The sequence below is a fragment of the Rosenbergiella australiborealis genome (assembly GCF_018494035.1).
Taxonomy (GTDB): Bacteria; Pseudomonadota; Gammaproteobacteria; order Enterobacterales; family Enterobacteriaceae; genus Rosenbergiella; species Rosenbergiella australiborealis.
Map to the genome: position 1 here is coordinate 1 of NZ_JABBFO010000026.1, position 4,739 is coordinate 4,739.

The 4,739-nt window shown below is 39.1% G+C and carries 8 protein-coding genes; 6 read left to right on the forward strand and 2 right to left on the reverse strand.

Annotation, left to right across the window (positions count from 1 at the left end; genetic code table 11):
- Both HGT73_RS14430 and HGT73_RS14435 read left to right on the forward strand, forming a co-directional pair.
- A partial coding sequence (locus HGT73_RS14430) for a colicin D domain-containing protein (protein ID WP_338111630.1) occupies positions 1-411 on the forward strand: 411 nt, incomplete at its 5' end.
- A complete protein-coding gene (locus tag HGT73_RS14435) occupies positions 408-680 on the forward strand; it encodes a colicin immunity domain-containing protein (RefSeq protein WP_214215953.1) in 273 nt (90 codons plus the stop codon). The genes HGT73_RS14430 and HGT73_RS14435, both read left to right, overlap by 4 nt.
- A 34-nt stretch (positions 681-714) precedes the next feature.
- Here HGT73_RS14435 and HGT73_RS14440 read toward each other — a convergent pair whose 3' ends face one another.
- Positions 715-951 (reverse strand): SymE family type I addiction module toxin, encoded by a 237-nt coding sequence (locus HGT73_RS14440; protein WP_214215954.1) that lies wholly within the window; start codon positions 949-951, stop codon positions 715-717.
- 297 nt (positions 952-1,248) lie between these two features.
- Between HGT73_RS14440 and HGT73_RS14900 the strand changes: the two genes are divergently transcribed.
- From HGT73_RS14900 to HGT73_RS14460, 4 genes are all read left to right on the forward strand, one after another.
- On the forward strand, positions 1,249-1,899 hold the full coding sequence (locus HGT73_RS14900; RefSeq protein ID WP_244968591.1) for a hypothetical protein: 651 nt from the start codon (positions 1,249-1,251) through the stop codon (positions 1,897-1,899).
- Positions 1,896-2,186 carry a hypothetical protein gene (locus tag HGT73_RS14450; protein ID WP_214215955.1) on the forward strand — a complete coding sequence of 97 codons (291 nt, stop codon included), beginning with the start codon at positions 1,896-1,898 and terminating at the stop codon, positions 2,184-2,186. The genes HGT73_RS14900 and HGT73_RS14450 overlap by 4 nt, the downstream gene beginning before the upstream one ends.
- 224 nt (positions 2,187-2,410) lie before the next feature.
- Positions 2,411-3,310: a DUF6862 domain-containing protein gene (locus HGT73_RS14975; RefSeq protein ID WP_338110803.1), complete on the forward strand. Its 900-nt coding sequence runs from the start codon at positions 2,411-2,413 to the stop codon at positions 3,308-3,310.
- Positions 3,307-3,705 (forward strand): SMI1/KNR4 family protein, encoded by a 399-nt coding sequence (locus HGT73_RS14460; protein ID WP_214215957.1) that lies wholly within the window; start codon positions 3,307-3,309, stop codon positions 3,703-3,705. The genes HGT73_RS14975 and HGT73_RS14460 overlap by 4 nt, the downstream gene beginning before the upstream one ends.
- Here the strand turns inward: HGT73_RS14460 and HGT73_RS14465 are convergent, their stop codons facing one another.
- Positions 3,706-4,248: an RNA 2'-phosphotransferase gene (locus HGT73_RS14465; RefSeq protein ID WP_214215958.1), complete on the reverse strand. Its 543-nt coding sequence runs from the start codon at positions 4,246-4,248 to the stop codon at positions 3,706-3,708.
- Positions 4,249-4,739: the final 491 nt, after the last annotated feature.

Here is a 4,739-nt window from a genome sequence, read left to right on the forward strand (position 1 = left end):
ATAGGTAAGACAGCGGCTGAAGCCACGGCGGCGAAAGCAGAGGTTGTTGCGGCTAATGCGGCGAAGAATGTCGGAAAAGATACATTGAGTAATGTTTCTGAAAATTTTGCCTTTAGTTCAAAACAGCTGGATAAAAAGTTTAAGCACGCAAGTGATTTTGGTGTAGTTACTACTAAGAAAAATGCTGAAACGATTGCTCAATATCAGGCAGCTATTAAATCTCATTTAGATAATAAGACAACATATGAACATGGTACTTATTTGTTAGTTCCTGAATCAAAAGTATTCTACAATCCTCAGACAAATAATGTTGTAGTGATTGATAAATCTGGTGCTTTTGTAAGTGGGTGGAAACTAGACTCAACAACGAAGCAATATGAAAACTTTATTAAGAATGGAACGTTAAGATGAGTTTTGAACTTAAGAGTTACATTGATAATTTTATATCAGGGAAAACAACAGCGAATGAATTTGTAGATAATTATATGTGCAAATGGAAGCATGAAAGAGATAGTAAATTACTTGGAAATGATGAAGACAACTTAAGTGAGCTATTATCTAGTACTTTTTGTATAGCGGATATGTATAACCCTGATGAAGATCGTGACGAATATGAATTTAACGATGTTCAGCTACGAAATGAAGTTTATAAACTCGTATTAGTCTACGAGGCTAAATGATAGATCCCGGATCTGATCTGGGCTCTTTTTCCTATCAATCAACTCGTGGGCGTATCACCAGCTGCCCGTGCTCAATGGCCACGGTAACTGGCGTATCCGTTGTAAATCCTGCCTCCTCCAGCCAGTTGCCCTTGAGGTTAAGACTTGGGCAGCGGCTGTAATAAGTCGTTCTGTCGCGATTGTCCGCATGGCGTATACTGGTATATCCGACCTTCAGCCGCCGTAATGTTTTGGAAATACTCACTTCTGGCTTAGTATTGTGCTTAGCCATAATCAACTCCTTGCTAGTTGTTGTGGTTAGCGGGCTGAGGTGTTAGAGCATCTCAGTTCCGCGTTAATAATCAGCCGGTTAGCTGATAATCTATTTTAACCTGTCCTGCTTAATCGCCATATCCATAAGGCGACATATCACTTCCTGGTCTTCCTGCCTCAGTGAATCGGCCTGTTTACAAAGCTCTTTTAACCGCTTGTTTTTAATGTTGAGAATAATTGGCTGAGTAGTGATGATATCAAAACCTTTACAGATAAATACGCCAAGGCCAAAACCGATACCGAGAAAGAAGCTCTCATGGCCGAGCTGAAGAAACTCGATGTTGAGCAGCAAAAACAGGCGTTATCTACAGGGATTTCGATAAACGATCAGAAAGAGGTGCTGGCTGATCTGAAAACACTTGCTGCATCGCCAGAATGTACTGCGAAATGTCAGGAGCTGACAGCTTACTCTATTAATGAGCTTGAACCAGTAGCTAACAATACGCAATTGCATGAAGACAATCTGAAAAAGGGAATATTGGCCAGCGTTATCTATGCTCTGACTGTAGAGAAACCGACCTCCGGTAGTTCTGGGTCTGGCTTTTCTTCGCTGACGAAAGAGCAGCAGCAATTAATCAGAAATGCTGAAACGATCACGACAGCTAAAGGAATACAGAATCCTTATCCGAGAGATTTAAACGAAAAGGTTTTATGGAATGGGGTTAAAGCTAATCCATCCAACGGCCAACCACTTAAAGGAATGAATAATGACCCTCGCTTCCCTGCATCTGCTGGTTTTCAGAAAATGCAAGTGAGTCAAAAATTATCAGATGGTTCCAGTATAACGATTCATTACCAGTACAACTCAAATACTGGTAAGGCTTATGATATGAAAATTACTACACCACAAAGAGAACAGAGTAATCCATCTAATTTTATTGATAAAATCAAGGAAACCATGAAATGATAGTAAAAGATCAATATGAAAAAATTGATGTTTTCGCTATTTATTGGATCGGCGGAAAAACTTATTTTTATGGCTTCTCTAAGGGGTATAATGGCCTGTTAGCTTACAATGCAAAAGATGTTGAGATTATTGACCCCGTAATGACTGGTGACTTTGTATTCTATGATGATGGTGTTTTTTTTAAACCCTTGATAGAAGAAAAATTACTTGATGATTTAGTTGAAGGTGATGAGATTGCCTATAAACGTTTCTTAGAAATTCTAAAAGAAGAGGGTCGTAAAGAATAGTAGTAATTTCACTCCTTAAATAAATCCCGCCCATAGTTGGCGAGTTTTTTCTTTGAATCCATCAACAACAGACAAGATGTGTTTTTGGAGTACCGCCATCTGCGCCGGTGCTCCAAAAGACGACATGGTCAGGGCCGCGCCCCGACACCCGATCCCATTATAAAATTTAATGCAACTTAGTGCACTTCAGTGCAACTTTATGAAATTAAGTTGAGAATAACTACCTGAGCACTACAGAAAAGAGCCGCCAGACAGAGTTAAATTATAAACAAAACCTTACTCCTCAAGAGAAACAAGAACGTGATGCCTTAAATCACAAAGATTCAGACAGTGATATGGCGGTCTATCTGGCTTGTAACAAGGGAGGTGGGGACTGTCAGGCAGAAAGAGCGAAAGCGAAGGAAGCTCAAGATACCTATTTCAACCAAACGTATCTTAATCCAAAAGAAGCCCAGGCAGGATATAAACAGATAGAGAATCTTTTGGAGTCAACCGATCCGAATGCGAAGGAAGTATTCAACATTTTGGATGGGTATACTCAAGCGTTTATGACCTTCGGCTATACGGAGGAAGAGGCCAGAGCGCGAGCAGGCACCTATGTTGGCTCAATATATGTCTTAGGTGGGATGAGTGCAGTATTATCTTCAAACTCACTGACAAAGCAGTTTGGTAAGGATGTAGCTACGGAGGCAAAACCTAGCAGAAGTACAACTTCAAGCTTTGATGCCAGTGAAATTCGTTTTTCACAAAATACTGTTTCATTTAATAAAACTGATCGAGATACAGGTACGAAATATACTTACGATAACCTTGTTTCCAGCATGAAAAAAAGTGGCTGGAAAGGTGATCCTATTGATGTCATTAAAATGCCTGATGGTAAAATGACAAGCATGGATAATACCAGAATAAATGCAGCTAGAGACGCAGGTATTAGAGTAGAAGCGAATGTTAGAAACTTTAATGATCCGTTACCAAAAGATATGGTTGATTCTGGTAGGTTCGGTTCTGCAACAACTTGGGGTGAAGCTATCACTGAAAGAATTAATAATCAGAGTGGTAGTTTTAGTAAGAATAATCCATATGGTACGACTAATTCACCTAGAATGATGGGTAAAGAAAAATGATTAATAGAGTCATGATGTATCAAAATTTTTTATACTCAGGATTTTCTTTTCCTGACAGTTTTGTTAAATATTTGTCCCAAATGGAGTTAGAAGATATAGAACCGTGGTGGTTTTTCTGCTGCGCCTCAAATTATGTTGATTTTTGGTGTGAAAAGGTTAGAGATATTTATCCTGAAAGAAGATTAATTCCCTTTGCTAACTGGCGTTACTCTGATGATATAGTTTGCTTTGATGGTGCTGATATATCTGGAAATCCGAAGGTATACTATGTTCACGCCTTTGCTTCAGCTGGCTGGGAAGATAGAGGTTATACAGATAATTTTGACGAATGGTTGAAAATGGCGCGTCTAGAATCTGCCCACCATAAAGCTGAACTGGAAGAAAATCAGGAATAGTTATACCTGAATAAATTTAAAGGGAACGGAGTCTGTTAGCCAGACTCCATTTTCAGCCTGATAGAATTTAAATCCTTGCTCATGCATTTCCATGGTTTTTATTATTAAAATGATAGGTTTTCCGTAACGTTGTCCGACTTGGTATCCTGTACCTTTATCCTCAGAAAGATGAACATACTGACGTTCTTTAGGGATAAGACCCTGTTCTCTAATTGATGATATAAATCGGATAGCTGTACCATGATATAGGATTTCAGGAGGTGTTTTTTCACTATATTGTATGCTAACGTCTTGAGTGGAATGCCCTTGGCTAGCACGAATACGCAATCCATCCTCTGAGATAATGAACCTTTTTTTATCGCTATTTTCGACAATTGACTGTAGAAAGTCATAATTAATTTCGTAACCTTCTTTAGCGGAAAGAAGAATAAGATCGCTTATAACAGCCCATCCTTCTTTATTTAAAGATAAACCAACAGATTCTGGTTGGTGGCGTAATATATAACTTAAGAACTTACTTGTTTCGGTGTATTTTTTATTCATATATGATCTCTACTCAATCCTAGTCTTTTGAAATTATTTCGTCTATTACCTACACCACTTTCTGCCGTACAGTGAGTCGTCGCGCTTCTGCAACTATCTTAAGTTAAGTTTCACGCCTGTCTTAAATTGTAGACTTTACGTCACGTTCAGAAGCCTTTAATAATAATCGGTAGCGAAGACTGATACTCAATGTGGTCCCGTATGTATCTTCAGTATAATGTTTTGATTGAGTTGTGGGTATGCCTGTATCAGCCTTCTTGCTAATGGATTAGCGATTGCAGGTAATAAAAAGAAAAACGATAGCTCAACCACCCACGCGGCGGTAAGCAATAGCACGATAGTGATGTGAAATGTAGAAGGACAACAACAAAACATCGAAAACCTTATCCGCGATGTCGACAGTGCCAATCAGACCCTGAGTCCGATATTTGATAAGGAAAAAGAACAGAACCGTCTGCGTGAAGCGCAGTTAATCGGCAGTATTAGCGCAC

What these genes read in the sequence shown, in the direction of transcription:
- HGT73_RS14435 (WP_214215953.1), top strand. Translation starts at nt 408, where the DNA reads ATGAGTTTTGAACTTAAGAGTTACATTGATAATTTTATATCAGGGAAA.
- HGT73_RS14440 (WP_214215954.1), bottom strand. Translation starts at nt 951, where the DNA reads ATGGCTAAGCACAATACTAAGCCAGAAGTGAGTATTTCCAAAACATTA.
- HGT73_RS14900 (WP_244968591.1), top strand. Translation starts at nt 1,249, where the DNA reads ATGGCCGAGCTGAAGAAACTCGATGTTGAGCAGCAAAAACAGGCGTTA.
- HGT73_RS14450 (WP_214215955.1), top strand. Translation starts at nt 1,896, where the DNA reads ATGATAGTAAAAGATCAATATGAAAAAATTGATGTTTTCGCTATTTAT.
- HGT73_RS14460 (WP_214215957.1), top strand. Translation starts at nt 3,307, where the DNA reads ATGATTAATAGAGTCATGATGTATCAAAATTTTTTATACTCAGGATTT.
- HGT73_RS14465 (WP_214215958.1), bottom strand. Translation starts at nt 4,248, where the DNA reads ATGAATAAAAAATACACCGAAACAAGTAAGTTCTTAAGTTATATATTA.